23 protein-coding genes and 1 pseudogene are annotated in these 25823 nt (G+C 57.9%); 11 read left to right on the top strand and 13 right to left on the bottom strand.

The features are described 5' to 3' along the window. Positions 1 to 114: 114 nt before the first annotated feature. Positions 115 to 726, top strand: a complete 612-nt coding sequence (locus ABMD26_RS18580) for a LysE family translocator (protein ID WP_056843659.1) — start codon at positions 115 to 117, stop codon at positions 724 to 726. 1 nt (position 727) lies between these two features. After that, a complete protein-coding gene (locus ABMD26_RS18575) occupies positions 728 to 1207 on the top strand; it encodes a GNAT family N-acetyltransferase (protein WP_354311176.1) in 480 nt (159 codons plus the stop codon). A gap of 402 nt (positions 1208 to 1609) precedes the next feature. Here the strand turns inward: ABMD26_RS18575 and ABMD26_RS18570 are convergent, their stop codons facing one another. Both ABMD26_RS18570 and ABMD26_RS18565 read right to left on the bottom strand, forming a co-directional pair. Beyond that, a complete protein-coding gene (locus ABMD26_RS18570; RefSeq protein ID WP_354311174.1) occupies positions 1610 to 4246 on the bottom strand; it encodes an HD domain-containing protein in 2637 nt (878 codons plus the stop codon). Positions 4247 to 4641: 395 nt separating this feature from the next. Then, a complete protein-coding gene (locus tag ABMD26_RS18565; protein ID WP_354311172.1) occupies positions 4642 to 5076 on the bottom strand; it encodes a bleomycin resistance protein in 435 nt (144 codons plus the stop codon). 172 nt (positions 5077 to 5248) lie between these two features. Between ABMD26_RS18565 and ABMD26_RS18560 the strand changes: the two genes are divergently transcribed. Continuing rightward, the gene (locus ABMD26_RS18560; RefSeq protein ID WP_134723290.1) at positions 5249 to 5635 is read left to right on the top strand and encodes a hypothetical protein; all 387 of its coding nucleotides are present in this window, start codon (positions 5249 to 5251) and stop codon (positions 5633 to 5635) included. Positions 5636 to 5786: 151 nt separating this feature from the next. Next, positions 5787 to 6374 carry a LysE family translocator gene (locus tag ABMD26_RS18555; protein ID WP_134723291.1) on the top strand — a complete coding sequence of 196 codons (588 nt, stop codon included), beginning with the start codon at positions 5787 to 5789 and terminating at the stop codon, positions 6372 to 6374. Here the strand turns inward: ABMD26_RS18555 and ABMD26_RS18550 are convergent. Then, positions 6325 to 7176: a helix-turn-helix transcriptional regulator gene (locus ABMD26_RS18550; RefSeq protein ID WP_134723292.1), complete on the bottom strand. Its 852-nt coding sequence runs from the start codon at positions 7174 to 7176 to the stop codon at positions 6325 to 6327. The two genes, ABMD26_RS18555 and ABMD26_RS18550, sit on opposite strands and share 50 nt — an antisense overlap. A 147-nt stretch (positions 7177 to 7323) precedes the next feature. Here ABMD26_RS18550 and ABMD26_RS18545 point away from each other — a divergent pair, with 147 nt between their 5' ends. Then, the gene (locus tag ABMD26_RS18545; protein ID WP_049858979.1) at positions 7324 to 7548 is read left to right on the top strand and encodes a YgdI/YgdR family lipoprotein; all 225 of its coding nucleotides are present in this window, start codon (positions 7324 to 7326) and stop codon (positions 7546 to 7548) included. Here ABMD26_RS18545 and ABMD26_RS18540 read toward each other — a convergent pair. Beyond that, entirely contained in the window at positions 7526 to 8440 is a 915-nt protein-coding gene (locus ABMD26_RS18540) for a DMT family transporter (protein WP_134723293.1), read from the bottom strand. The two genes, ABMD26_RS18545 and ABMD26_RS18540, sit on opposite strands and share 23 nt — an antisense overlap. A gap of 89 nt (positions 8441 to 8529) precedes the next feature. On the opposite strand from ABMD26_RS18540, the gene ABMD26_RS18535 reads away from it, so the two are divergent. After that, positions 8530 to 9861, top strand: a complete 1332-nt coding sequence (locus ABMD26_RS18535) for an aminotransferase-like domain-containing protein (RefSeq protein ID WP_134723294.1) — start codon at positions 8530 to 8532, stop codon at positions 9859 to 9861. A gap of 11 nt (positions 9862 to 9872) precedes the next feature. On the opposite strand, the gene ABMD26_RS18530 is transcribed toward ABMD26_RS18535, so the two are convergent. Then, on the bottom strand, positions 9873 to 11498 hold the full coding sequence (locus ABMD26_RS18530) for a methyl-accepting chemotaxis protein (protein WP_134723295.1): 1626 nt from the start codon (positions 11496 to 11498) through the stop codon (positions 9873 to 9875). A 194-nt stretch (positions 11499 to 11692) separates the two neighbouring features. Here ABMD26_RS18530 and ABMD26_RS18525 point away from each other — a divergent pair, with 194 nt between their 5' ends. Further along, the gene (locus ABMD26_RS18525; RefSeq protein ID WP_134723296.1) at positions 11693 to 12424 is read left to right on the top strand and encodes a carbon-nitrogen hydrolase family protein; all 732 of its coding nucleotides are present in this window, start codon (positions 11693 to 11695) and stop codon (positions 12422 to 12424) included. A gap of 130 nt (positions 12425 to 12554) precedes the next feature. On the opposite strand, the gene ABMD26_RS18520 is transcribed toward ABMD26_RS18525, so the two are convergent. Next, positions 12555 to 13115 carry a hypothetical protein gene (locus ABMD26_RS18520; protein ID WP_240050136.1) on the bottom strand — a complete coding sequence of 187 codons (561 nt, stop codon included), beginning with the start codon at positions 13113 to 13115 and terminating at the stop codon, positions 12555 to 12557. A 376-nt stretch (positions 13116 to 13491) separates the two neighbouring features. On the opposite strand from ABMD26_RS18520, the gene ABMD26_RS18515 reads away from it, so the two are divergent. Further along, positions 13492 to 13749, top strand: coding sequence for a type B 50S ribosomal protein L31 (locus ABMD26_RS18515; protein WP_134723297.1), 258 nt, complete (start codon positions 13492 to 13494; stop codon positions 13747 to 13749). Positions 13750 to 13999: 250 nt separating this feature from the next. On the opposite strand, the gene ABMD26_RS18510 is transcribed toward ABMD26_RS18515, so the two are convergent. From ABMD26_RS18510 to ABMD26_RS22265, 3 genes and pseudogenes are all read right to left on the bottom strand, one after another. Beyond that, the gene (locus ABMD26_RS18510) at positions 14000 to 14512 is read right to left on the bottom strand and encodes a hypothetical protein (protein WP_354311166.1); all 513 of its coding nucleotides are present in this window, start codon (positions 14510 to 14512) and stop codon (positions 14000 to 14002) included. A gap of 31 nt (positions 14513 to 14543) precedes the next feature. Further along, positions 14544 to 15374 carry a methyl-accepting chemotaxis protein gene (locus tag ABMD26_RS22270; RefSeq protein WP_420875766.1) on the bottom strand — a complete coding sequence of 277 codons (831 nt, stop codon included), beginning with the start codon at positions 15372 to 15374 and terminating at the stop codon, positions 14544 to 14546. Positions 15375 to 15398: 24 nt separating this feature from the next. After that, positions 15399 to 16364: pseudogene (locus ABMD26_RS22265) on the bottom strand (methyl-accepting chemotaxis protein); the annotation flags it as partial. Positions 16365 to 17148: 784 nt separating this feature from the next. Between ABMD26_RS22265 and yfcF the strand changes: the two are divergent. Further along, positions 17149 to 17775 (top strand): glutathione transferase, encoded by a 627-nt coding sequence (gene yfcF, locus ABMD26_RS18500; protein ID WP_134723299.1) that lies wholly within the window; start codon positions 17149 to 17151, stop codon positions 17773 to 17775. A 222-nt stretch (positions 17776 to 17997) separates the two neighbouring features. Here the strand turns inward: yfcF and ABMD26_RS18495 are convergent, their stop codons facing one another. After that, on the bottom strand, positions 17998 to 19164 hold the full coding sequence (locus ABMD26_RS18495; RefSeq protein ID WP_134723300.1) for an MFS transporter: 1167 nt from the start codon (positions 19162 to 19164) through the stop codon (positions 17998 to 18000). Positions 19165 to 19258: 94 nt separating this feature from the next. Between ABMD26_RS18495 and ABMD26_RS18490 the strand changes: the two genes are divergently transcribed. Both ABMD26_RS18490 and ABMD26_RS18485 read left to right on the top strand, forming a co-directional pair. Further along, a complete protein-coding gene (locus tag ABMD26_RS18490; RefSeq protein WP_134723301.1) occupies positions 19259 to 20152 on the top strand; it encodes a LysR family transcriptional regulator in 894 nt (297 codons plus the stop codon). An 89-nt stretch (positions 20153 to 20241) separates the two neighbouring features. After that, positions 20242 to 20346: an AsnC family transcriptional regulator gene (locus ABMD26_RS18485; RefSeq protein ID WP_354311163.1), complete on the top strand. Its 105-nt coding sequence runs from the start codon at positions 20242 to 20244 to the stop codon at positions 20344 to 20346. A gap of 11 nt (positions 20347 to 20357) precedes the next feature. Here the strand turns inward: ABMD26_RS18485 and ABMD26_RS18480 are convergent, their stop codons facing one another. The 3 genes from ABMD26_RS18480 to ABMD26_RS18470 form a co-directional block, all read right to left on the bottom strand. Continuing rightward, positions 20358 to 21968 carry a PQQ-dependent sugar dehydrogenase gene (locus ABMD26_RS18480; protein ID WP_240050137.1) on the bottom strand — a complete coding sequence of 537 codons (1611 nt, stop codon included), beginning with the start codon at positions 21966 to 21968 and terminating at the stop codon, positions 20358 to 20360. Positions 21969 to 22206: 238 nt separating this feature from the next. Then, positions 22207 to 24723 (bottom strand): TonB-dependent siderophore receptor, encoded by a 2517-nt coding sequence (locus tag ABMD26_RS18475; RefSeq protein ID WP_134723303.1) that lies wholly within the window; start codon positions 24721 to 24723, stop codon positions 22207 to 22209. A gap of 96 nt (positions 24724 to 24819) precedes the next feature. Then, complete coding sequence (locus ABMD26_RS18470; protein WP_240050138.1) at positions 24820 to 25818, bottom strand: FecR domain-containing protein; 999 nt, start codon at positions 25816 to 25818, stop codon at positions 24820 to 24822. Positions 25819 to 25823: the final 5 nt, after the last annotated feature.

The raw sequence follows: 25823 nt of genomic DNA, 5'->3' as shown, positions 1-25823 counted from the left end.
GGCCAGGCTGCGGAAAGCCTGGGTGTACTGGTGAATTCAACATTGTCTGTACGGTATCGCTGGCCGGGTCGTGAGGTACTTTCACTTCCACAACATCCCAGAGACCATACGGACATGCTCATCGACCTGCTGCCTGCCTTCGCCCTCTTCGCTCTGGTGTCTTCAATCACTCCAGGCCCGAACAACACCATGCTGCTGGCCTCGGGAGTGAATTTCGGTTTCCTGCGCACCATTCCCCACGCCCTGGGCATCAGCCTGGGGTTCATGCTGCTGGTGCTGGCGGTCGGACTGGGCCTGGGTGAAATCTTCACCGCCGTGCCTTGGACCTATACCGCCCTGCGCTGGATAGGCGCGGCCTACCTGCTTTACCTGGCATGGTGCATCGCCACCTCAGGCAGCGTGAGCGAAGCAGGAGACCAGGACAGCACGCCAATGACGTTCCTCGGCGCCGCCGCCTTCCAATGGGTCAATCCCAAGGCCTGGGTAATGGCGGTTGGCGCCATCACCACCTATGTGCCGGCGCAGGGCTACGTCTATAACGTGATGGTCATCGCTGCGGTGTTCGCACTGGTCAACCTGCCCAGCGTGTGCGTCTGGGCCGGCTTCGGCAGCGTCTTGCGCAACGTGCTGCGGGTGCCGCGCTGGTTGCGGCTGTTCAACTGGAGCATGGCGGCGTTGCTGGTGCTGTCGTTGTACCCGTTGCTGCAGAGCCCGGCGCCGGTGTGAGGTGCCTATTCGACTGACTGAAACAGCGGATTGGATGCTGTTGAAACAGACACGGCTTGCTGCCCTTTTGGACACGCCGACGGCGTTCGGCGTGAGCTATCAGACTGCGGCTAAGTACACCGACGAGCAGTGGAAAGAGCGAGCGTCGTCCGCTGGAACCGCATTTTGGCTGGCGTTCGACGGTGACCGACCGATCGGGATGGTGGGTGCGGCCGTTGATGGTGGAGGTCGTTATTGCTTGATCGGCATGTGGGTCGAGAGAGCTGTGCGGGGTTCTGGAGTGGCTGCTGGGTTGGTTGATGCGGTGAAGGCTCGTGCCGAGGTGATTGGAGTGGATGGGGTTTATCTTGACGTTTGTCCAGAAAACGCACGGGCTGCGAATTTCTATCTCAGGCAGGGTTTTGTGTTTCTGGATGAATGGGAACCACTGGAAAGTCATCCGCATATCTGGGTTCGGGCGATGTATTGGGCTGTTGGGTGATGGCCTAGCCTTGGAATGTGCGGGATGCTTTTAGTGTTGCGCACGTTGTGATGCACTAGTTGCTCGGGGCGCTTTCAGCCAAAAGTAGCCATTCGCCATGAGCAGTTCTCGGGTGCTTCCATCGGTATAATCATCCGCCCGATTCGATACAGACGCCTATTCCCACCGCTGAAAAAGGGATCGAAGGTAATGAAAGTCAAGCGAGTGGACTGCGTCATGATAGTGACATCGCTCGAAGCGATGAACAGTCATGGGGCCGTTGCAGCCTTCAAGTAATAGTGGGACTTACCCATAAAGAGTCCTCGCCGAATATAGCTGTCACTCTTATCAAAATATACAGCAAAAGCAACTAGACCTATTTAACTAGATCAAAAGTTGCTCCGCCAAGTGCACACCTACATACTAAATAGTATTTGCCCAAATTTTTAATGCAGAGCACCCGATCATTCTTCCAGGCACTAAGTCATCTCGAGGAGAAGCTTGGCCAACGTATCGAGCAAAATCAATTCGCTCGACAATTTCGGCATTAATTATGAAGCCGTTTTGAATCGCAAATCTACAAAGAATCGCGTAGAAGCCATTTTCTTCCATAACTCCTCCCCTTTCCAGTATGTAAAGCGTGGAGTTTTGGTCCGTACCACTCTCAATTGTGGGAATGACGTATTCAAGTTCACCCGGAAGATAGTTATCTATAAATCCCGAATGCCGCTCTCTTACAACCGTAATGACTATTACGCTATTACTAAAATCTTGATATTTCAAAGGGACATATAATGGCCCTTCTTCCGTGAGGCGCTTCAATATCTGCGTTAAGTCTTTCCACTCCTGATCGAGACGCATCATTAAGATTGGAGTGGCGTCCCCACCAAAGTCAGACACACGCTGTGCAATATAAATTCGATTTGGAGTTTCCGTACCTGCATCACGATGCCGTATTGCTTGATCAGATGCCCACTCCTTGAGGAGCTCTCCAGCTATGGGGGTGCCGCGACCTCGTCTAGGATCTTCAGGTTCGTAGTCGATCACTCCGGCGAAATTATCACTGAAAGCGTTAAATACATTGCTTGCTCTGAGTGTGCCGACAGTTGAAACACCGCCCCCCGGGTTTCCTGAGATGCACGCCAAACCTGCACTTGGTTCATCTTTATTAATAAAGGTTAGAAGCGGGGCCGAAGTAGCCAGATGCTTATCAAGATGCTCATCGGCACGTGCATCAGCGGCAGTGACCCGCCTCAACCAAGACAGACGGTCTTCCTCCATCCATCGTCGTTTGTGCACCAAGCGATTTTTACCCTCCTGCTCAACGCAAACGTCTGCGTCGAGCATTGGGCATAGAGCTCCGATCAAGCCCGTAAGGCTTATGGGGTGATGCTCATGTCCACCCATGGATGGAAATTTCAGCAACTGGGTGCATTGATCGGCCGAGAGTCTTAGCCGCACACGTGTTGACGTAAGAATGCTCAAATCGACTGGTTGGTTGTTGAGCAGAAGAGGACGGTGTCCGAGACCATCTCGGAAGTGAAGGGTGCGAAGTTCATCCCGTCCAGTATCGAATGGCCTAGATGTAACGAGCACTTCATCGGCGATCATGAAGCTAGAAAAAAAACCAATGCCGAATCGGCCTATTCGCTTTTTGCCTTTTGATAACAACCCTGGGCGTTCGTATTTTACTAACGCCGAAGACATGTAACTAGAACCGAAGTCGATAAGAGGGCCAGTTAGAACGGCCTCTGACATGCCTAGCCCGTCATCTTCCACATCTAGCCAGTGGAAATTAGTATCGTCTTCACATTCATTGAGTCGAATTGTGATTCGGCCCTCATAGGAGGACCCAAGGGGTTCTAATTCACGCCGAAAGCGAATCGCGTCTGCCGAGTTCTGAATTAGCTCGCGTAAAGCTACTGAAGGATCGCGACCATAGAGCTGTTCACCACCGAACATCTCAACAACTTTACCTATTTCAGATATTTTTACCTCTGCTTGGATAGGTAACCATCCTTTGACAGCCACATATCGTGATAGGGCTGATGGAGAGAGTGCTCCTTCTACGCGGCTGACAGCAAAGTGAGGAAGTCTCAGATCACGGAGAAGCGCATTTGATGCCTGAAGTTCTCGGTTCGCGACCTGGATGGCGTCATGAGCAATCCACCAGGCATCGGAATCTTCGGGGCCAAATGGCATGGTTGAACTGAAAATCAGAGCTGTTGAGTCGTCAGACGAGACGACGGGCGTGGCCAATCTGTTTTGCGCACGCCAGTGGAGTTCAGACACTCCGCGTAGGCGCAACATTGCATATAGAAAATCGGGGGCGCGTATTTGATCTAACTGCGCTGCGTCTGCGCAACGGAGAAGGCAAGCGAGTAGTACAGGTCTTATCGCCCAGCTTGATGGCATGTTCGCCAGCGCACCGCGGATTGGAGGCAGGCGCGAAGAAAGCGTCGTGATGTCCCAATGATGACTAGCTGCGATCTGGCCCATTACTTCACCGACATGGGTTCGCAGTTGATCATCTTCAATTAAATGGTAGGTCTGCCCTCCAGTTTTGAAGGTCAGGCCCGCCAGCGTGCACGCACGTTCAGCATGTAGGCTACGAAGAACTTCGAATAGGATTGCTGACGACGCTTCGGGTGGAAGCGTTTCAGCGGCGGCTGGTCTGCCATTCCTTTCAGCCCACTCCATAGCTGCATCTTTCCATTCAGCAGTGTTGCGTAGTGCTTCCAGCCCACCTTCAAATGCGGCGAGCGAGTTGGCATTGTCGTGCAATAAGATCGCACCACCCAATACGAAAATCTCGAGTGGGGTGAGAACGAGATCAGGCCCTGCAATTTGGTCAACTCTGCTCCACAAGGCATCAAAATGAGCTTCGTCGTGCAACGTCAGGTTTGGGACGTCACGCTGTATTTCATTGGACAGAACAATCGCATTTTTCCAAAACGCTCGATATGAAGTTCTTAGCCGCTCAAGTTGAGCGCCCCCCGTCACATCCGCATTGTTATCCAGTGACCTCAACCAAATATTCGTATGCTCAAATGTGCCCATGATTTTTATGATCTGTGTTGAACTACAGCGGGTTCATAGAAGCGCTAGAAGGCATGAATGCCGCCGATCAGGAGCTCTATTCAGGAGCTAGCGCTGGTAAGGTGTATCACTGGATAGTATCGGTTCGAGTAGTGCTGGTCGACTGAACACACCCAACTGCCCGAAAAATCATGCCAGTCATTATAATCGGACGTAGTAAATAGTGAGTCAGTAGAGGGCAGCAATGGGACAATTTCGACCGGTTCCGACAGGTAGCTATTGGCCGATAGCTGCCCTCGGACGCCCGCATCCGGCCAACAGCCGTCATTGACGCCACGGCCTTGGTCCATGAGATCGCGCCTATTTCTTCTCATCCAGTCTGCTTCTGGTCAAGCAATGCATCCTTCCAAGTACGCCTAATCCATTGCAGCAATACACCGCTCCCCCAAACGCTCAACCAGTCTGATTAGATAGCCATCAGGATCTTGAACGATGAACTCTCGCTGCCCAACCTCGCCCTGGTCCACCCGATACCAAGTGTCCGCACATTCGCGGTAAAGCGCGTATCCGGCTTGGCGAAGCTTGTGAATAATCGGCGCAACAGCGACGACATCGATCTGCAGATTGATCCCCCTTCCAAAAGGCTTGCTCAACGGCGCAGTGAGCCATTGGCCGGCGTCCGGGTCTGCCTGTTCGAGCATCACTTGAGCGCCGTTCAGATCGAGGTAGGCAAAGCCATCCTCTGGACGTTGATAAGCTACTTCGAAACCCAGGCAAGACACCCAGAACGCCAAGCTGGTATCCAGGTCAGTGACCATCAATTCAGGGACCAGCTTGTTACGTTCCAGCATGATGAATTCCTTTTCAGCAGGGCTTGAGCCTGGGTAGCTCATCAGGGTATCAGGCCTTGTGCTTGTGCTGCGAAGGTGAACTGCCGACAGCGCTGGCCCTCCCTCGGGAACCGGTCGATGCACCTTGCGGCCTAACCCTACCGACACCCACCGGCCCACACTGGATACACTCATGAAATACAGCATCCTGGCTTCGCTATTGGTTTTGAGCCTGAACGCCTCGGCCGCTCAGCAGAGTCTTGATCTACCAAGCTGCAACATCAAAGCCCAACGCGAACTGGTGGGCGAAACAGGCGGAAAGATCACCGACCCCCGACAAGCCCACATCTCGGTTCGAGCCAACATTCTGAGTGCGGACATCGGCACCACGCGAAAAGCCCGGAAGATCACTCAGACTCAAGCTGACCAAATGATCGAACGCGTTGCAGCCATCCGTCGTCAAACCGACCAATTTGTACAGCAGCAGGGTTTCTTGAGCGCTGCAGAAAACGCCAGTTTCGACCGGGAATTCGACGGCATCGCCCTACAGCTTTGCAAATCGGAAAATCCGATCAAATGAAGTGGGTCTCCCTCTCAGGATGAGAGACGTCCAACTCACAAACCAGCAAATCAACCATTCACCCCACACCACCCAAGGGCGATTTCCTTCAATACGGGCCCAGCAATGATCTTTACCGTCAGTGCTCCGTTACCCATATTGAAGGTGCCTGATGAGTATCGTCGTTTCCATGGCCGTTTTTGCGCTGGCCTCCTCCATAAGCCCCGGCCCGGTCAACCTTGTCTCCCTGAGCTGTGGCGCACGCCACGGCGTGCGGGCCGCCCTGCCCCATGTCACGGGAGCGACCCTGGGGTTCATCCTGCTGCTGTTGCTCATGGGCCTGGGACTGCACGAAGTGCTGAACCGCTGGCCATGGCTGACCCAGGTCATTCGCATCGCTGGCGTGATCTTTCTGCTGTACCTGGCCTACAGGCTGGCAACCAGTGATGGCCGAGTGGACTCCGTGCAGGCGCAGTTGCGCCCTTCTGCCTTCACGGGCGCGCTGATGCAATGGCTCAATCCGAAGGCCTGGCTCGCGTGCCTTGCGGGCATGGGCGCGTTCGTCGCCGATGGCGATGTGCAGATGGTGTGGGTCTTCGCGCTGATCTATCTGGTGGTCTGCTGGCTATCACTGGCTAGCTGGGCCTGGGCCGGTGCTTCGTTGCGAGAGTATTTGAACAGCAGCACCAGAATGCGCGGCTTCAATCGGATCATGGCCGCGCTGCTCGGGGGTTGCGCCGTGTATCTGCTGCTTGAGTAGGCACGCCGCGATATTGTCCGGGCGTGGTCGCCAAGGCGCGCTTGAACAAGCGCTGCAAGTGCGCCTGATCCGCGAAGCCCATGCGCGCGGCGACTTGGGCAATGCCCTCCCCCTGGCGCAAATGGTCGCGGGCAAGTTGGAGGCGGCAGTCGATCAGGTAACCATGAGGCGTGAGCCCATGGCACGCCTTGAAGGCACGGATCAGGTAAGAAGGCGACAGCTGTACGGCTGACGCGATGTCCTCCAGACGCAACTCACTGGCGCAATGTTCGCGGATGAATGCCGCTGCCTGGGCCATTTTGTGCGGCTCACACCGGGCGTCCTTACTGGCAGGTTGCAGCCTTGCTATCAGTTGCTGGAAAAAACTCAGCGCCGCGCCCTGCATGATGTTCGGCGCGCAGTCGTCGGCGGTGAGCGTGTGGTACAGATCGTCCAGATCGTCGAACAGGCTGACGTCGGCGCTATAGGTCTGCGCGAAAGGCACGAAGCCTTTTTGTGTGCGCGAACGTTGTTGCTGTTGCAGCGCCGCAAGCCACTGGGCATCCACGTAGAACATGCGGTACGCCCAGGGCTGTTCATGAACGGGATTGCAGGCATGCACTGCACCGGGGTTCATGAGTACTACACTTCCGGCGCCGATCAAACGGCTACTGTCGCCATTGAGGTAAGTACTTTGCCCCTGCGTAATCGCGCCAATCGAGAACGTCGAATGTGAATGGCGCGCGTGGCTGAAACGGCGACCGTCTTCGACGTTGCGGATTTCCAGATGCGGAACAGCAGGATGGCGCCAGTAGTGAGACATGGGTCCTCCAGTCACGCGACGTGAATGTATCCGATTGCTCTGGGCGGACCATCGACGAGCTGGCCGTTCTGGAACTCGGACAAGGCATCAGCATCGAAGTCTGTGTTTACGCAGATAACTTCGCACATCCAGAACAAGGTCGACTTCATGAAACTGAAAACTTTTTACTATGGCGCTGCGTTTCTGTGCGCCGCCACGTTGGCCGGTTGCTCCACCAACACCGTCGTCACGTTGCAGGATGGCACACAGTACATCACCAAGGATGTACCTGACACCAAAACGAAAGATGGCTTCTATGAATTCGAAGACGTTTCGGGCAAGCAGGTAAGAATCAAGGCGGATGAAGTCGCTACCGTGAAGGAAGAGGATTGATCCGGCCATAACGCCTGGCGCCGGCGACACACAGGATCACCGCAGCGGTGACGCCGAACATGCCGAGGCTGACTTGTTCGTGCAGGAGTGCGGCGGCCAGCGCCAGGCCAAAGAACGGTTGCAGCAACTGAAGCTGCCCGACCGCTGCGATGCCGCCCTGCACCAAGCCGCGATACCAGAACACGAAGCCGATCAGCATGCTGAACAGCGACACGTAAGCCAGGCTCAACCAGGCCGGGGTGCTGATGCGCGAAAACGACACGGGCGCCAACCACGCGGTCAAAGGCATCACGACCGGCAGCGACAACACCAGTGCCCAGCAGATCACCTGCCAACCACCCAATGCTTTGGAAATCTTTGCCCCTTCGGCATAGCCGAGACCGCAGGCCAGAATGGCCAGGAGCATCAGAATGTCGCCGGTCGGCGAGGCGGTCAGTCCCTGGCTGACGGCGAACCCGACGACCAGCAGACTGCCCAGCACCGAGAAAAGCCAGAACGCCGGCCGAGGACGTTCGCCACCGCGCAGGACACCGAACGCGGCAGTGGCCAGCGGCAGCAGGCCTACGAACACGATGGAATGGGCCGACGTCACGTATTGCAACGCCAGGGCCGTCAGCAGCGGAAAACCGATCACCACGCCCATCGCCACGATGATCAACGACAGTATCTGCCGACGGGCCGGTCGCCGTTCCCTGAACAGCAAGAGCAGGCACAGCGCGAGCACGCCGGCGATGGCTGCCCGCGCCACGGTGAGAAATACCGGGTCGAATTCCAGCACCGCGATACGCGTAGCAGGCAGCGAACCGCTGAAGATCACGACACCGATGAGGCCATTGATCACACCGCTCGCGGGTTTCTCTGTTGCCGTGTTCTGGTTAGAGGTGCGTTCCATTGTGCGTCCACTCTGCGCTGGGTTGCGTGCAGCGCATCCTATGACCGACTATCACGACAATCAAAAAATTGTCATGGATACATTTTGAAATGGCGAGCTCCCGGTACAAGTCGTTGGTGGACACCTTTGCAGCCGATATCCGCGCCGGGCGTTTGCCGCCGGGTACGCGTTTGCCGACCCACCGCCAACTTGCGGCCACCCATGGCTTGGCCTTGGTCACCGCCAGCCGGGTGTATGCCGAACTGGAGGCCATGGGACTGGTCAGCGGGGAGACCGGGCGCGGGACGTTCGTGCGCGAGACGTCGTTGCCGCCCGGACAAGGCATCGATCAGCCGGACGTTGCGGCGGGTGTGATCGACCTCAACTTCAACTATCCGGCCATGCCGGGGCAAGCCGACCTGTTGCGCGGCGCCCTGCGCCAACTGGCGCTGTCCGGCGACCTGGAGGCTCATTTGCGTTATCAGCCACATGCGGGCCGCTTGCATGAACGGGCTTCCATCGCCCGTCATCTGCTCCAGCGTGGCGTCACGGTCGATGCCGAGCAGATTCTGATTGTCAGTGGCGCCCAACACGGTCTAGCGGTGAGCCTGATGGCGTTGCTGCAACCGGGGGACGTGATTGCGGCCGATGCGCTGACCTATCCGGGGTTCAAGCTGCTGGCCAAAACATTGCACCTTGAAGTGGTGCCCATTCCTGTCACGGCCAAAGGACCGGATCTGGATGCCCTCGCCTCGCTCTGCCGCCGTCGTCCGGTGCGCGCCGTGTACACCATGCCCACGTTGCATAACCCATTGGGTTGGGTGTTGCCGACCGATCAACGCGAGCGCCTGGTGGCGATCGCCCGTGCGCATGATCTGATAATCATCGAAGATGCAGCCTACGCGTTTCTGGCGCAGGATCCGCCGCCGCCGATCATCGAGTTGGCGCCTGAAAGAACCCTTTATGTGTCGGGGTTTTCCAAGAACATCGCCACTGGATTGCGCGTCGGCTACGTCGCAGCGCCGATGGACCGATTGGACGCCTTGAAGCGCACGGTCAAGGCCACGACCTGGAACACACCCGGCGTCATGACGGCCATCACCTGCGCCTGGCTCGACGATGGCACGGTCGCCGCACTGGAAACGCAAAAGCGCGCAGATGCCCGAGCCCGGCAGGCGTTGGCCGACTCGCTGCTGTCAGGGTTGCCCGTGATACGTCATCCCGCTTCGTACTTTCTGTGGCTGCCGCTGGCGGAGGACGCAAGAGCGGACCAGGTCACCCTGGAACTGATGCGCGAGCACGTGTCGGTTTCGACAGCCGAGCCGTTCTGCACCTCGGCCCATGTCCCTCATGCCATACGGCTGGCGCTCGGTTCGGTGAGCATGGAGACCCTGCGTGAAGCGCTGACCACCGTAAAGCGGGTGGTCGGAGCCTATGTTTGATCTCGGTTCACTCAGGTACGAAAACGAGACACGAGGTCGTTCAACTCGACCGCCAGACGCGACAACTCATGACTCGCCGCATTGGTCTGCAAAGCGCCCGCCGCAGACTGCGCGGACAGGTCACGAATGGCGACCAGGTTGCTGTCCACTTCACGGGCGACCTGAGCCTGCTCTTCCGCGGCACTGGCGATGACCAGATTGCGTTCGTTGATCTGGCCGATGGCAGCAAAGATGTCTTCCAGTACCGCGCCGGAGGCTTGAGTGATTTCCAGAGTACCTTGCGCGCGCAGGGTGCTATCGCGCATCGAGTCGACAGCTTGCTCGGCGGTGGTCTGCACGCTGCCGATCATCTGCTCGATCTCGCGGGTGGACTCCTGAGTGCGATAGGCGAGCGTGCGTACCTCATCGGCGACCACAGCAAAGCCGCGCCCCGCCTCACCGGCACGGGCGGCCTCGATGGCGGCATTGAGGGCCAGCAGGTTGGTCTGCTCCGACACCGCACGGATCACGTCCAGTACCTTGCCGATGTTGCGCACTTCGCCGGCCAGGTGCTTGATACGCTCTGCGCTGCCCTGGATTTCAGTTGTCATCAACTGAGTACCGGCGATGTTTTCGCGAACCTGTTGACGGCTTTTCTCCGACAGCGTGTTTGACGCTGTCGCCGCTTGCGAAGTGGACACGGCATTGCGCGCGACCTCTTCGACGGCGCTGGTCATCTGGTTGACTGCAGTGGCGGCTTGTTCAAGTTGCATGTCTTGTTGCTGCAGGCCACGGTTGCTTTCCTCGGTCACTGCGTTGAGCTCTTCGGCCGCCGAGGCCAGTTGGGTCGCGGAACCGGAAATCAGGATCAAGGTGTTGCGCTGGCTGGCTTGCATGCGCTGAAGCTCGACGAACAAGTCACCGATCTCGTTGCGGCCCGGGGCCACGACCTCCTGGGTCAGGTCGCCGTTGGCGATGCGTTTGAAATGCTCACCGGCTTCACGAAGCGGGCGCAGTACACGGCCGGAGATGAACATCCAGCAGATCACCGCCAGCGCCAGCGTGATACAGGCCAATGCCACGGATAGCCGCTTGGCGGTTGCCAGGCGGTCACTGGCGTCCTGGTTGATCTCAGCGGCACGAGCATCCAGGGCGCCGACCAGATTCACCCGGATTTCCTGAAGCTTGGTCATACCCTTGCCAGCGCTGATGTTGACCACAAAATACTGGTCCGCGGAGCGTGCACGGGTGGCGGCGCGCTGGCCGACGATGGCGGTGCCGTACTCGGCGAACGCGGCCTTCAAGTCGTCGGCGAGCGCCTGAAGTTTCGGGTCGCGAATATCGGCCGTCGAGGTATTGAGTTTGGCAATGGCATCGTTCCAGATGCCTTCACTGCGCACCAGCCGGGCTTCCGCATCCTCGAATCGACCGCCCACGGTTTCGATGAAGGCCGATGACACATTGGCACTGGTACGGATGGCCAACAGCAGCGAATTGTTGATACCGTCAATCTGTTGTGAAGTATGCCTGAGCTCGTCGACCTGGCCGTAGCTGCGCACCGCCGATGACCAACTGTTGACGATCGAGAACATCAGCGCGATGACGAATAACACCAACACGCCGATCATGCCTGTGCGGACTTTCAAGTGGGCGAACATGGAGAAGCTCCGGACTGCGAATAGATTGTTGTAATACGCTATCCACGCCAGGCGTTGAAACTTGAGCGGCTTGCAGAGAAGCTGGGCGATCAGCGCACAGTTTGGTGCAAGCTGGCCCTGTATTTTTTGAGTTCGCTCTCGGCACAGGTTCATTCGCCCCAGTGCCGTCACTACACGTCGAAGAGAAAGAGCAAATGAAGCTGATCGCCGCGCAAATCCGTCCCGTACCGGGCGACTGTGAAGCAAACATCGCCAAACATATGGCTGCCATCCAGCAGGCCGCAAATCTGGGCGCCAATCTCGTACTCTTTCCCGAGCTTTCCCTCACCGGTTACGAGCCAAAGCTGGCTGATGCCTTGGCGATGGATGCGAGCGACAGCCGTCTTGATGAGTTCCAGCGACTGAGCGATCGATATGGGATGCTCATCGCCGTGGGTGCGCCCACCAAGGGACGCGAGGGTATCGAAATCAGCATGATCAGTTTCCAGCCTGGACAGCCGCGTACCTGCTACTCAAAACAGATTCTGCATGCCGACGAATTACCGTTCTTCGCCGCCGGCAGCCGCAAGCTTGTGCTGAATCACGCAGATGTCATCTTGGCCCCCGCCATTTGCTACGAATCACTTCAGCCAAGCCACGCCGAAGAAGCTGCACAGTCGGGTGCTCAGGTGTATCTGGCAAGCGTAGCGAAGTCTGAACGCGGGACTGCCTTGGCAGAAGCTCATTATCCGATGATTGCTAAAAAGCATTCCATGACCGTGGTGATGGCGAACTGCGTAGGGGCTGCCGACGACTATGTCGCGGCGGGACGCTCGGCCATTTGGAACAACCAGGGTGAAATCCTGTGCAGTGCAGATGCCGTTCAAGAAGCATTGGTCGCTTATGACACGCAGACTGGGGAAACAGGAGTTTTCAGTCTGATTTGAAATCCGCCCATTCACTGGCCGGTACAGGAATGGCCGACGGCTATGGGTCAATAGCCGCCGACGCGATAGAACCATCTGCTGGGCATCTGGCTCAGCAGGCCAGCCCATGAAGTAACGATATCGATTGCGTTCAGTTCTTCAGCGAGATCTGCTTGGCATCGATATTCAACTCGCTCATACGTTTGAGCAGCGCTGTAATGTTCGCCCGAGCGGAGCCTTCGTTAGCCAGGCGTAAACGCTTGATACCGATCAGAGAGTCACCCATGCCCGCCGTGAATGGTGTCCGGATGATCTCGCGCCAGAGGACATTGCTGGTACGCGACTCGACCAAGGTATATTCAACCTCACTCGTCACTTCGAAACTGAACCCGATGATAGGCTGATCCACGCGCAGCAGATTGGCGCGCAGCAGATAAGGCGCCGACACATCGCCCAACAGATTGGCATTGGCCAAGGACTGTTTGAGTGCAGCACCGAAGTCCGACCCTTCGATTTCCGACGTCCATAGCGGATTGGTCTTATCTCCGCCATTCACCTCGGAGACTTGAACATTGTGTTGCAGGCTCGAGTTGTGACCGGCTGCCATGGCCTGATCGGCTGCGACCGACATTCCAGATATCTGAGCGGGCGATGCACAACCAGCACAAAGCGCAATGAGTGCTGACGCGAGAAGCAAGCGAAGAGAAGTCATCCAGCAAATCCTTTTGAGTAGTTCGAGGGGCGCGGATCATAGCGGAATGACAATCCTTTGACGAGTTGCAGACCTGCTCAATTTGTTTCGTATTAGCCAGAGTTGGCGCGGAACAACGGCAAGCTCGCCGCGAGCCGTGAGGTACGCGTGTTGATATCTGGAAACGGCTGCAAACACTGCGCATCGTGGGACTTTGACCATCCGGGTCAGACTCCTCATCAATGACGAACACCAAACCAGTCATCCCCATAATCAGGCATCTTTGGTGCGAGCGCTGTGCGCGATAGCTGCTCTCAGCGAATCAGCTCAGAGGCATGGACCGCCGCGCACAGAAATGTTACGATATAACATCTATAAACGACGTGAGATCCCGACCATGAAACCTGGCATTCACCCGGACTATCGGATAGTCCTGTTCCACGACACAGCCGCCGACGTTTATTTCCTGATCGGCTCGACCGTGGAAACGACTCGAACCGAGACGCATACGGATGGCAAAGCGTACCCGTATGTTGCCCTTGACGTTTCGAGCGCTTCACATCCCGTCTACACCGGGCAAGTCCGAAAAACACAGGCGGAAGGACGGATTGCCGGCTTCAACAAGCGCTTTGCCGGTTTCACTTCCACCAAATAAACCCAAGCGATGGCGGGTGAAGTCAGTGCGTGCTACTGACTTCACGCTTGGCAACGTAACCGCGGTCGCAACAACCCGCGCCGGTCCTGCGATTGGAACCTATTGCCGGTCGGCTTGGGGTTCTGAAATCGGGCATATTGCTGTGCTGCGCGTTGCAGTGGAGCGCGACATGTTTGCAATGCGACCCTCTGGCTGAACGCCTCACCGTTGGAGATCAGTATCGATCCAGATCAGGTATCGCACGCGGCAGTCAAATGCGCTTGATCGCATATAAAAACGCAAAAACGGCCAGAATTTTGAAGGTCGCCAAAAGCCCTTTGAAAGCCAAAGAATACCACTCTGTTCCTTCAATGCAGTCCATGCACTGCAGCGACGCAGGAGAACTTCCTGACTTGGTGAACTCCAGTTCGCGGCAATAGCCGTAAAACATGAATGACCAAAGCAGCATGACCGCGCCCAATGCCTTGACCTTGTCCCTGGAGGAGTAGTTGACTTCCGGCTCAACAAAGTAAACCACCCCAGCCAAGACAAAAATGAACATGCCGACATAAGCCATTTTTTTTCGGCACCTTGGCGACGCCCGAAAATTGTTGAACACATCGAAGGGATGAAATGTATGGTCCCTCTGTAACCTATCCTCGACAGAAACCAGATAGCCCGAGCAAAAAGCCAACATCCCGATAATAAGAACAAGGATCATATGAAGCCCCGCATTGGCAAAACCGAGCAGGGTTGATGCGCGCCCTCGGGCGCGCCCATGCAAAGTGTCAACCCTTGGACCTCGGCCCTTGATATCAAACCGTGAACCTGTTTGTCATCTCCTGCAAACGCGCACTGACCCTCGCCAACTCGGTGCTTGAGTTGGCCGTTTCTTCAGAAGCGGCTGCGGTCTGGTCCGAAATATCTCGAACGTTGATGACGCCTCTGCCTATTTCTTCACCGACGCTGCTTTGCTCTTCAGTGGCTACTGCAATCTGTTCGTTCATCGACTCGATCTCGCGAACGGATGTGGTGACGCCGAGCAGCATTTGACTCGCCTGTCTCGAGAGCGCTGCGCTGCTGTCTGTCAGCAGCAGGTTTTGCTCGAGAACCAACGTCATGTTTTCAGTGCTCGTGTGTAGCTCATTGATCAGAAGCGCGATTTCGTCGGTCGAGGTACGCGTACGTACGGCCAGTCCTCTGACTTCGTCTGCAACCACGGCGAAGCCACGCCCGGCTTCACCTGCACGGGCCGCCTCGATGGCGGCATTGAGCGCCAGAAGGTTGGTCTGATCCGCAACCTGCTTGATAACGTCTAGTACGCCACCGATGTTCTGCGTATTGGCTCTGAGCGCTGTCATCGCTTTCTTGGTAGCATCCATTTCGCCGGCCAGTGACTCTATCTGCGAACACGTCTTCTCAACGACCAGCCCCCCTTCTGTCGCCAATCGGCTGGCATTCTGTGCGGTACTTACCGCCTGCGCCGCATTCTTTGCAACGTCATGGGTGGTGGCAGTCATCTGCTGCATGGCCGTGGCTATCTGCTCTGTTTCCTGTTTTTGAGCATTGACGCCAGCACTGGTTTGCTCGGTAACTGCGGAGAGCTCCTCAGCCGCACTCGCCACCTGTACGACGCCGTCTTTCATTTCCCCTATCAGGTCCCTGAGTGCCGACGTCATACGCAGCATGCTACTTTGCAAAACGCCCAGTTCATCTCGGCGTGCTACCGCTGACCGATAGGTGAAGTCACCGCGTGCTATCTTTTCCACAATCACGACAGTTTCTTGTAGCGGTTGAACGATAGAGCGAGTGATTACCCAAGCTGCCAGCAATCCAAGGATGACTGAAAGAATGAGCCAGATGACGATTTTCTGCTGAGCGTCGGCGGCATCCGACGCCCGTAGCCCTTGTTGTATTTCAGTCATCCTGTCGGTGATCTTGAGGATCGCCGTGATGTTCGAGGTAATGCCCTCCTGCGCATCATCTACTCGGGTCTGAACCGCAACCAGGGAGGCCAGCTTGTTGTTGTAATCCGCGAACGCATTCGCCAAGGCTTGCACTTCGCGCTCTGGAATGCTTGTAGTTCTGAACGAGCCGAGTTGATTGATGACGACCTCAAGAGATTGTCGGATAGTGGCTTCGGTATTTTTACTTGGCAAAACGGCGTAAGCGCGGAAACTGGTGCGCATCTTCTGAACGGCGATGAACAGCGATGCCAGCTTCTGCCGAGCATCCAGACTCCCTTCATCGGAATTGACGACATCCGCAAACTTCAAAAGCAGTTCGTTCGTGGCGTCGGCCGATGATGCAAAACCTTCACGCAGTTTCTCTCGCTCCAGCGTCGCGGCGGTAGCTTGCAGGTAGAATCCGCGGTAGCGCTCCATGACGCTTGCCGCCTCCTTGATAAGCTCGACGTTCGCCGGTGATTTGAAACGCGGGGCAATGGCCTTGACCTGGGATTCGGTTTTTTCCAGCGCGGCCAGCCACTTTGCGGCTTGAGCATCATCCGCCTTGACGAAAAACACCAACCTTTCGATGCGCATATCGCGGGCAATCGAACTAAGATTGGACACATCTTCACTTCTATCGCCACGAGACTTCAGCACTTCTGTCGCCGTCCAGCCTGTATAGGCCATCAGCAGAATCATGCACACTAGCGAAGCGAACCCCAAGAGCAGCTTGTTTCTGACTTTCAGGTTGCTCAAGAAAGACGTTGTGGTATTCGACATGGATCAGCCTAGTTTATCTATTGTTTTGAATATCCATCTGAGATCAAGTTCTTTGATGCCAAACAGATCGGAGTGGGTCCAGCGTTGCCAAATGCCAGTACAGGATTGGGAAGCTGGGGATGATCTCGAAACCCGCCGTTATTCAGGGCACGGATGGGCAATGCGGCGGTGACTGCCATACCTGATCGATACAGGGCAGACGACTGTGTCGTCATATGACTTCGAGAAGACATGCGAGGGGGGTTTGCTGACCATAATGGATATGCTCTTGGTAGAATTGCTCTACCGATCCATGGCTAAGTGCCACCTATATCGGCTGGCTTTCCATGACTTTAGCGCCGGCACCCGCAAGCCGACAGACGGTATCCACGCTCTTCGGGACCCGTCTGAAAAACACCGGTGAAAGGACGGATCGCCGTCTTCAGGCTTGGCAAAACGCCGTACCCAACACGTGGGACACAGCAATCATCGTACTCCCCGTTGATTGACGGTTGCATTCATCTGATTGCCATACTGCTGAACACTCACCGTTCCGATGACCCGTTAAGACATGGTAGCCAACTCTCCACAGCTCCTTTTCAAAGCTTTATATTTGTCGTATTCCCACCAGGAATACCCCCATGAAAATCATCGATTTCCCTATTCCTGTTCCCTCTCGTAGTGTGTTTCCTTCTGCATAAGGAGGTCACTCGTGAACCCACCACGCTTATACGTCGATTCGCAGTTCGCCAGCCCCTACGCCATGTCCGTCTTTGTCGCACTGACCGAGAAAGGCATCGACTTCCAGATGAGTACCGTGGATTTGCAGGCCCTCGAAAACCAGACAGAGGCCTACACGGCCCTCTCCCAAACTCAGCGAGTTCCAACCCTGGTTGACGGCAACTTTGCCTTGTCCGAATCTTCTGCAATCACCGAATACCTCGAAAACGCTTACCCCCAAATCCCGATCTATCCGCACGACGTGCGGCTGCTTGCAAAAGCGCGGCAGGTTCAGGCGTGGATCCGCAGTGACCTGCTGCCCATTCGGCAGGAGCGCTCCACGCTAGTCGTCTTCTACGGCAAGAAATCAGGGCCTTTGTCGCCAGCTGCTCGTATGGCGGCAGACAAGTTATTCCAGGCCGCGCAAGCACTGCTCAAGGAGGGTACGGAACATTTGTTCGGCCAATGGTCGATCGCCGATGTCGATCTTGCGCTGATGCTCAACCGGCTGATACTCAACGGCGATGCAGTGCCCCAGGTTCTCGTGCACTATGCGCAGCGTCAGTGGCAGCGCCCTAGCGTGCAGGCGTGGGTGGGGCTGCAACGACCAACGGTCTGAGCCTGTGCTGGCGGGAGCCGCTTGAGGAGGCGACTCCCCCTTTATGTCTGGAAAAGGTATGAACCATAGGGTGATAGACGCTGTTGGCGACTAACTGCTATCGAACCATAGCTGTCAGTCAGCAATACCTGAACTTGACCGATCGCTACACCTTCGCCAAGGCAGTCATTCAGCCACTGCCGCCAAGCATCAAGGGTAACGAACCACTCACCCTCATCTTCGTCAAACCACTGCCGATTCAATCCTTCTGGAACGCCAGGCATAGGCCAACACCATCAGCAGCCCCAAAGCGGCCATCGCCGCTCCGGCCAGGGAAATCGCCGGATAACCCAAACCAGCGTTGATCACCGCTCCGCCCAGTGCTGCGCCAATCGCGTTGCCGAAATTGAAGGCGCCGATATTCACCGCAGAGGCAAGGTTGGGGGCGTCCTTCGCTGCTTCCATGACGCGCATCTGTAACGGCGGCACCAGGGCGAAACTGGCGATACCCCATATCAGGATGGCCAGAGCAGCCGGCACTGCCCACCGCATCAGCACGGTGAACGCCAGTAAGACGAGAATCAGAACACCTAGCGAGACGATCAAGGTGCGATCTACCGAGCGGTCGGCGGCCTTGCCGCCCCACATGTTGCCCAGCGTCAACCCCACACCGAAAAGAACCAGCATCGCGGTGATGTAGGCGGTGGAACCGTGGGTCTCGCTGCTGAGGATGGGCGCGATGTAAGTGAAGACGGTAAACATTGCGCTCGATCCGACTACGGTCAAGGCCAACGCGCCCAGCACCGGACCACGTCCCAGTACCCGAATTTCGGCCATTGCACCGACGCTCTGCGACGTCTTCAGGTTGGGCAGGGCGAACCACAATGCGGCCATGGTCAGTACGCCGAGGCCGGTAATCCCCCAGAAAGCGGTGCGCCAACCGAACAGTTCACCAAACCAGGTGGCCAGCGGTACACCGCCGATGGTGGCCAGCGTCAGGCCCATGAACATCGCCGCGACCGCCCCGGCACGTTTCTGCGGGGCAACTACGCTGGCGGCGACGATGGAACCCACGCCAAAAAATGCACCATGGTTCAGTGAGGTCACCACCCTGGCGACCATGAGGCTGTAGTAATCGGTGGCCAGGGCTGACATCAGATTACCCAAAGTGAAAATGGCCATGAGTCCGATCAGCAGATAGCGTCGGGGAATCCTGCCGGTAGTCAGGGTCATCAGCGGTGCGCCGAGCAATACGCCCAGCGCATAGGCACTGACCAGCAAACCGGCGGCGGGAATGGAAACGCCCAGATCCGCAGCGATACCCGGCAACATGCCCATGGGGGCGAACTCTGTTACGCCGATGCCGAAAGCACCGAAGGCGAGCGCGACAAGTGGTGGATTGATACGCATGAAAGGCTCCTTATCTATGCCGCCAATGCTACGATCCAGTTTTTTAACGCGGTAGATAGCATTTTTGGCAATCACCTATGCGCAGGAGGCACAAGTGGATTTCAACGGCAGGTCAGGTGAGATGTGTGTGTTCACCACCGTGGCGCAGGAAGGCAGCCTATCGGCCGCCGCGCGAGCGCTGGGCCTGACACCCTCGGCAGTCAGTCGAATCATCACGCGAACCGAGCAACGTCTTGGCGCCCGCCTGCTGCTGCGTACCACCCGAGCGATCGCCTTCACTGCCGAGGGCGAAGCGTTCCTGCGCGGCGCCCGACGTATCCTGGCCGACATGGACGAGGTCGAAGAAGCGATCGCTGACCAGGGCGTACCCAAGGGACGATTACGGGTCAGTGCCGCCCTTGGCCATGGGCGGCTGGCGATTGTTCCCCTGGTTGCAGCATTCAGCGCCCGTTACCCGAACATCGTCGTCGACCTTAGCTTGGGCGACGAAGTGGTCGACATCCTGGGTGGGCAGGCCGACGTAGCGATCCGTTTTGGCCATCTCCCCGACAGCCCGCTGACCGCGCGCAGGATCGGCGACACAGGTCAGGTGGTGGTCGCATCGCCCGAGTACCTGCAGCGCCACGGTATCCCCGAGGCGCCGGAAGACCTGTTGCGGCACAACTGCCTGCGCTTCAACTTCCGGCGTGCCGAACCCAACTGGCCGTTTATCCGCGATGGAAAAGAGTTTTCCCTGAAAGTCAGCGGCAACATCGAATGCAGCAGCGGTGAAGCGCTGGCACAACTCGCGCGAGTAGGTGCCGGCATTGCACGCATCGGTGAGTTCAGCGTGAGTGAGGATCTGCAGCGCGGCGCCCTGATTTCGCTGTTGGAAGCTTGGAACCCTGGGGACCAGGAACCGATTCATGCGGTATTCGTCGGCAGGGCGGCAATGCCGGCGCGGGTACGATTGTTCGTGGACTTCCTGCTGGAACATCATCGAATGTAGAGCGAATAACGCATCGACCTTGGATGGCAAATCATCCGACAGAAGCGTCCCAGGGGATGACCCATCGAATTATCCAGTAGAGGAAAGGCATGGGGATGGACGGCACGGATTGGCGGATTCTTGAGGTACTGCAAAAGAATGCACGACAAAGCCTGGCTTCCTCGGGAAAGCGCATTGGACTTTCCCATGCATAAGATTCGTATCTTCAGCCCCCACGAGCCCCAGGCATCACCCTCAACAGCTTCGCATCGACCCCATCGGTAAGCACATAGATCGACCCATCAGGAGCCACCTTGACGTCTCGCATGCGCTCGTCCAGTTCGCTCAGCAGCAGTTGCTGATCCACAATCTGCTGCCCATTGCGCACGACCCGGCGCACGGCGCGGTCCTTGAGTGCCGGGACCAGCAGATCCCCGCGCCACTGGGGAAACAGCGGGCCGTCATAAATCGCCAAGCCTGAAGGGGCAATCGACGGTGTCCACTCCAGAACCGCATCTTGATAGCCCGGCAGTTGGGTGAACGGCGTCACCTTGGCGAACGGATAGTCGATGCCAGCGGTCACGACAGGCCATCCGTAGTTGCCGCCTGGCACGATCCGGTTGATCTCGTCACCGCCGCGCGCGCCATGTTCGGTGATCAGCAGGTCGCCCGTTGTCGGATCCACGGCGATGCCCTGGACATTGCGATGGCCGAGGCTGTAGATCTCCGGGGCCGCACCGGCTTTGCCGATGAAAGGATTGTCCGCCGCAGGCCTGCCCTCGCGGTCGAGCCTGACCAGGGTACCCAGATCGTTCGCCGGGTTCTGCGCTTCCTCACGTCGCTCGCTGCCGTCTCCCAGGGAAAGCACCAAGGTTTCGTCACCGAGAAAGGCAATGCGCCCACCGTTGTTGCCCGTGCGAGGTTTGAGCGTGGAGCTGAACAGGACTCGGACCTCCTCGATCCTGTCGCTCTTCAGCGTGGCCCGTACCAGGCGCGTGCCGTTCGCAGCGGCTTCGCCGTAACCCATCGTCAGGTACAGCCAACCATTGCGCTCGAACTGTGGATCCAGCGCGACTTCCATCAGTCCTGTGGTGCCGCCCTGCTGGAAGATGGGCGGGAGCCCGTCGAGCTTGATCTGCGAAGCTGCGCCATTCGTGTCGATGACCAAGAGTCGCCCACCCATTTCAGTGACCAGCACACGGCCGTCCGGAAGAAACGCCACCGACCACGGACGGTTCAGCCCCGTCGCGACGGTTTGCACGTCATAGCTGGCCCGATCCACTGTCGCCGGCTTGTCGGGGGCGCCTGGGGCCATGGCGAAAAACAGCATAGCCGGTGCCGCCAGCAGAACCGCCACGACGGCCGCCTCGCGCCAGCGCCCTCCTCCGTCTGGAGAATCACTCCGTTTGGAGGAACTGGTCAGACGCGCATAGAGCCACCCGCCGACGATCCCCGTCAGCGACATCAGGCCATGGCCTACAGCCGTGCGGGTGCCCGGCAGCGCGGGCATGGGGATCACCGAGCGCATCAGCCAGAAGACGAAAGCCAGACCACACACGCTGGCCGCGATGAACATGAACCGGCGCCAGGAAGGCGGAGCGAAACGCAGCACCCAGTGGCCTGCCAAGACCGCGAGCAATAAGGCTGCCGCAGCGATGCCAAACATGACCGGACCGAACCGTGCGAGGTCTTCGAGCGTCGTCCAGAGCCGAACCGATGAACTCACCGGCGCCCCGAGGCGGAGCAGCTCGCCTAGATTGAGCTGGGTCTGCACGATACTGGCGATGGCGCCAGTTGCCAGCGCGGCGACAAGCAGCGTCCTGATGGTGCGAATCATGGCCGTCATTCGATTTCGTCTCTGGCTGGCTTCCACGTTTTGCAGAATCCCCACGCGTCCTGACCTGAGACACTTCCCCTGGAAAATTCGCTCATCGAGTGTGCTACCAGTTCTTACAGACGAACTGCCCGCGGTTCACCGGAGTTTCACGCCCCCAAACAACATACCTTCGTTGGCTTCGGCACCATCCCAGGCCTGGATGACCATAGCAACCTGCGACCTCAAGACCGCTTGCCCATCAGAACTGGTATTTAGCCGTGACCATGAGGTTGCGTGGGTCGCCGTAGTAACCGCCGAGGAAGGTTTCATCCAGTGAGCTCAGGTACTTCTTGTCGAACAGGTTGTTGACGTTGACCAGCGCAGACAGGTTGTCGGTGAACTCGTAGCGGGCCATCAGGTTGAAGACCGCGTAGTCGTCCTGCCTGGCTTTGACGGTCTTGCTCAACTGCCACGGCGTGGTGCTGAAGTGGATGCCGCTCTGCCAGTTGACGCCACCGCCCAGGGTCAGCCGATCCAGTTCATTGGGCATGCGGTAGGTGGTCCAGAACTTGACCAGCTCGGCGGGCGCAACGGTATTGATCCGGTCGCCATCGGCATTTTCCGTCACGGCGTGGGTATAGCTGGCCGCGACTTTCCAGCCGGGCTGGATCTCACCGTCGATCTCCGCATCGAAACCGCGGGTCTTGGCGCCGTTGACCGCACGGTAGGCTCGTTCGCTGAGGGTGCCGCTGACGATCTGTCCTGGATCAAGCTCTGCCAGGTTGTCTTGCTTGGTCATGAACACGTCGAAGCTGGTGGTGATGCGACCGTCGAGAAACTCGCTTTTGACGCCAACCTCGAACGCATCGCCGGTACGCGGCTCCAGGGACTTGCCGTCCCGATCATGCACACTTTGCGGCTTGAAGATGCTGGTGTAGCTGGCGTAGATCGAGTGCTGGTCGGTCAGGTCGTAGACGATACCGGCGTAGGGGGTGAACTCGCCGTGCTCCTGGTAGTGGGTATCGCTACTGTTGGCGGCGTCTGCCGGCGCCCGGTAATGGTAGTAGCTGTCGTATTTATAGTTGCTGGCCCGCCCGCCGAGGATGATCGACACGTCGTCGGCAGGGCGCAGACGCACGGCGGCGTAGGTGCCCAACTGGCGAATGGTGGTGTCGTTATCGAACAGAATCTGGCCGTTGCCCTGAGGTTCCTCGGTACGGTTGTTCCACGTGTAGTAGTTGATGGAGCGACCTTCGACATCTTCGCCCGCGGCAGGATCGTTGTGGTCTTCGAACTTTGTGTAGGTCATGCCGATAACGAGTTCATGCTCACGCCCGAACAACCGGAACGGGCCCTTGGCGTTGACATCAATCCCGGTCTGTTTTTGCCAGCCGGTCGAAGAGCCGCCATAGAGCTGCATGCCGTCACCGGTAGCTTCGTCGATAAACCCCCAACTGGCGGAAGCCAGTTTCGAATCGCGCTTGCTGTACATCTGATTGACCGAAGCCTTCAGCGCCCAGTCATTGGCCAACTGCTGTTCCAGCGAGTAGAAGACATTCAGCGTGTCCTGCTGGCGCCTGCTCCAGCGCGACGCCGGGTTGGTGGAGCGGGAAAAATCGGTCTGCCCGCCCTCGCTGTTGAACAGCGGGAAACTGGCGAAGGACACCCCGCGCGGGTCTTGTTTCTGATAGTCATAGCCAGCGGTCAGCAGCAGGCTGTCGGTCAAGTCGGCCTCGACGATGCCGTAATGGATCTGTTTCTCTGTCTGGTAGTGATCGATGTGGCTATTGCCTTGCTGATAGGCGTTGACCATGCGCCCGCGGATGTTGCCCGTGGGCGTCAAGGGTCCGGAAACGTCCATCTCGGTACGGTACTGATCCCACGAGCCGAGGCCTGCGCTGACATAGCCCTGCAATTGATCGGTGGGGCGCTTGCGCACCAGATTGATGGTGCCCGAGGGATCGCCGGCCCCGGTCAGCAGCCCGGATGCACCGCGCAATACTTCGATACGATCATAGATCGCCATGTCGGACAGGCTTTGCGGGGTGGCGCTGGTGGAAACCACCAACGTGGTAGGTACGCCGTCGTACTGATAGCTGTCGATACCATAGCCACGGGAGTAGATGTTCACCCGCTCCGAATCCAGCGGTTGCAGAGAAATGCCCGGGGTTTGCTCCAGTACTTTGGCCAGGCTCGTGAGGTTCTGGTCATCGAGTCGCTGGCGAGTGATGACGCTGACGGTCTGCGGCGTTTCACGCAACGACAGGTTCAGACGTGTCGCGGTCGTGGTCGCCGTCGTGGTGTAGGACCCGGAACCGTCGCTGGTAAGGCCCAGGGTTCGCGCATCGATACTGGTGGCTCCGAGCTCCACGGCGCCCTGCTCTTCGACGACCTGGTTCAGCAGGTAATTGCCCTGCGAGGTTTTCACCACAGCAAGGCCCGTACCCCTCAGCAAACGGGCGAAGCCCTGTTCCACGCTGAACGAACCTTGCAGACCGGGACTGGACAGGCCGGCGGTCAAACGGGCATCCGCAGACAGGGGAATTGCCGCCTGACGCCCAAACTGGCTGAGTGCCTGATCCAGCGGTCCGGCTGCGACCGAGAAACTGACCGACGCCAAGGCCGGCGCAGGCGGATCCTGGGCGTACACCCCAGAGGCGGCCAGCGTTGCGCCCAACGAAAGACTGCTGGCCAGCAGCAACTGCAAAGACCAGACGCGGGTTTCTTCGATGGTGTGGCCAAGGGCCGGGCGACGGTGATGGCTAGGATGCTTCATGCAGTGTTTCCGGAAGGGCTGAAAAGGCCGCCTACATGGCGGGGATATCCACAGGCCAATCGAGAATCGAAAAACTGCCCCCCGTTTGAAAAAAAATCAGGCTGAACCCCGTGCCGTCACGGTGACCCAGTAGCGCGTGCGGCGCACGATGCTCACCGGCAGGCTGTCCTCGAGCAGCGAGAGGATCCGTTCGCTGTCGTCCAGTGGGTAGGAGCCGGTAAGCAGCAGATCGGCCACCTGCGGATCGCAGCGCAGGACACCGCTGCGATAGCGCGCCAATTGCGCCACGAAATCGCCCAGCCGCATGCGCTCGGCCACGATGAAGCCGTCGATCCAGGCAAGGCTGGCCGCGTTGATCGGCTGGGGGTGGGAAATGCTTCCGCGAGTGATGCGGGCCTGATAACCCGCCTCGACGATCTGCTCCGCCAGGTTGCCGGGCATGGACGCCGCCACGCGACCGCTGCTCACTGACAGCAGTGTGCCTGATCCCGCCTCGTCGCAGCGTACGGTGAAGCGCGTGCCCAACGGACGCAGTAGAGCATCACGCGTTTGCACGAGCAGAGGTCGCAGAGCCGAATCGCTACCGGTGAGAATATCCACCTCACCGTAGCGCACGAGGATGCGCCACTCATGAGCGTCAAAGCGGATGTCCACTGCGCTATCGGTGTTGAGCCACAACTGTGTACCGTCGGCCAGCCGGTGGCGGCGGCGCTCACCGGTTGCCGTGCTCAGATCGGCCAGAGCCGATTGCAGCCAATGGCCGTCCTTTGTCTGCCAGCCGACTGCCCCCAGTAGCCCGGCCCCGATCAATATTTTCAATGCCTGGCGTCGGTCGCCACTGACGTAACGGGTCTGTTGCAAGGCGCGGCGCGCGACGGGGCTTTCCAGCGCCTGGGCGCGGTTCTTGATGACATCGGTCAGACCTGTCATGCGCTGCCAGGCGCGCTCATGCTCGCTGTCGCTTTGTCGCCAGCGCTGCAGTTGCTGTAGATCGGTTTCACTGATGTCGCCGGATTGGCTCAGGGTGAACCAGGCAAGTGCTTGATCTCGCACCTCGGCACGGATCGGCGACTCTGAGGTGCGGCGTGCAGACACGGGCT

This window comes from Pseudomonas sp. PvP001 (assembly GCF_040546375.1).
GTDB classification, from domain to species: Bacteria; Pseudomonadota; Gammaproteobacteria; order Pseudomonadales; family Pseudomonadaceae; genus Aquipseudomonas; species Aquipseudomonas coleopterorum.
The sequence above is the reverse complement of the archived record's forward strand: the minus strand, read 5'-3'. Positions and strand labels throughout refer to the sequence as shown.

What these genes read in the sequence shown, in the direction of transcription:
- ABMD26_RS18580 (WP_056843659.1), top strand. Translation starts at nt 115, where the DNA reads ATGCTCATCGACCTGCTGCCTGCCTTCGCCCTCTTCGCTCTGGTGTCT.
- ABMD26_RS18535 (WP_134723294.1), top strand. Translation starts at nt 8,530, where the DNA reads ATGGCGAGCTCCCGGTACAAGTCGTTGGTGGACACCTTTGCAGCCGAT.
- ABMD26_RS18540 (WP_134723293.1), bottom strand. Translation starts at nt 8,440, where the DNA reads ATGGAACGCACCTCTAACCAGAACACGGCAACAGAGAAACCCGCGAGC.
- ABMD26_RS18555 (WP_134723291.1), top strand. Translation starts at nt 5,787, where the DNA reads ATGAGTATCGTCGTTTCCATGGCCGTTTTTGCGCTGGCCTCCTCCATA.
- ABMD26_RS18475 (WP_134723303.1), bottom strand. Translation starts at nt 24,723, where the DNA reads ATGAAGCATCCTAGCCATCACCGTCGCCCGGCCCTTGGCCACACCATC.
- ABMD26_RS18520 (WP_240050136.1), bottom strand. Translation starts at nt 13,115, where the DNA reads ATGACTTCTCTTCGCTTGCTTCTCGCGTCAGCACTCATTGCGCTTTGT.
- ABMD26_RS18560 (WP_134723290.1), top strand. Translation starts at nt 5,249, where the DNA reads ATGAAATACAGCATCCTGGCTTCGCTATTGGTTTTGAGCCTGAACGCC.
- ABMD26_RS18550 (WP_134723292.1), bottom strand. Translation starts at nt 7,176, where the DNA reads ATGTCTCACTACTGGCGCCATCCTGCTGTTCCGCATCTGGAAATCCGC.
- ABMD26_RS18495 (WP_134723300.1), bottom strand. Translation starts at nt 19,164, where the DNA reads ATGCGTATCAATCCACCACTTGTCGCGCTCGCCTTCGGTGCTTTCGGC.
- ABMD26_RS18525 (WP_134723296.1), top strand. Translation starts at nt 11,693, where the DNA reads ATGAAGCTGATCGCCGCGCAAATCCGTCCCGTACCGGGCGACTGTGAA.
- ABMD26_RS18485 (WP_354311163.1), top strand. Translation starts at nt 20,242, where the DNA reads ATGGGGATGGACGGCACGGATTGGCGGATTCTTGAGGTACTGCAAAAG.
- ABMD26_RS18565 (WP_354311172.1), bottom strand. Translation starts at nt 5,076, where the DNA reads ATGCTGGAACGTAACAAGCTGGTCCCTGAATTGATGGTCACTGACCTG.
- ABMD26_RS18545 (WP_049858979.1), top strand. Translation starts at nt 7,324, where the DNA reads ATGAAACTGAAAACTTTTTACTATGGCGCTGCGTTTCTGTGCGCCGCC.
- ABMD26_RS22270 (WP_420875766.1), bottom strand. Translation starts at nt 15,374, where the DNA reads ATGAAAGACGGCGTCGTACAGGTGGCGAGTGCGGCTGAGGAGCTCTCC.
- ABMD26_RS18480 (WP_240050137.1), bottom strand. Translation starts at nt 21,968, where the DNA reads ATGATTCGCACCATCAGGACGCTGCTTGTCGCCGCGCTGGCAACTGGC.
- ABMD26_RS18570 (WP_354311174.1), bottom strand. Translation starts at nt 4,246, where the DNA reads ATGGGCACATTTGAGCATACGAATATTTGGTTGAGGTCACTGGATAAC.
- ABMD26_RS18515 (WP_134723297.1), top strand. Translation starts at nt 13,492, where the DNA reads ATGAAACCTGGCATTCACCCGGACTATCGGATAGTCCTGTTCCACGAC.
- ABMD26_RS18530 (WP_134723295.1), bottom strand. Translation starts at nt 11,498, where the DNA reads ATGTTCGCCCACTTGAAAGTCCGCACAGGCATGATCGGCGTGTTGGTG.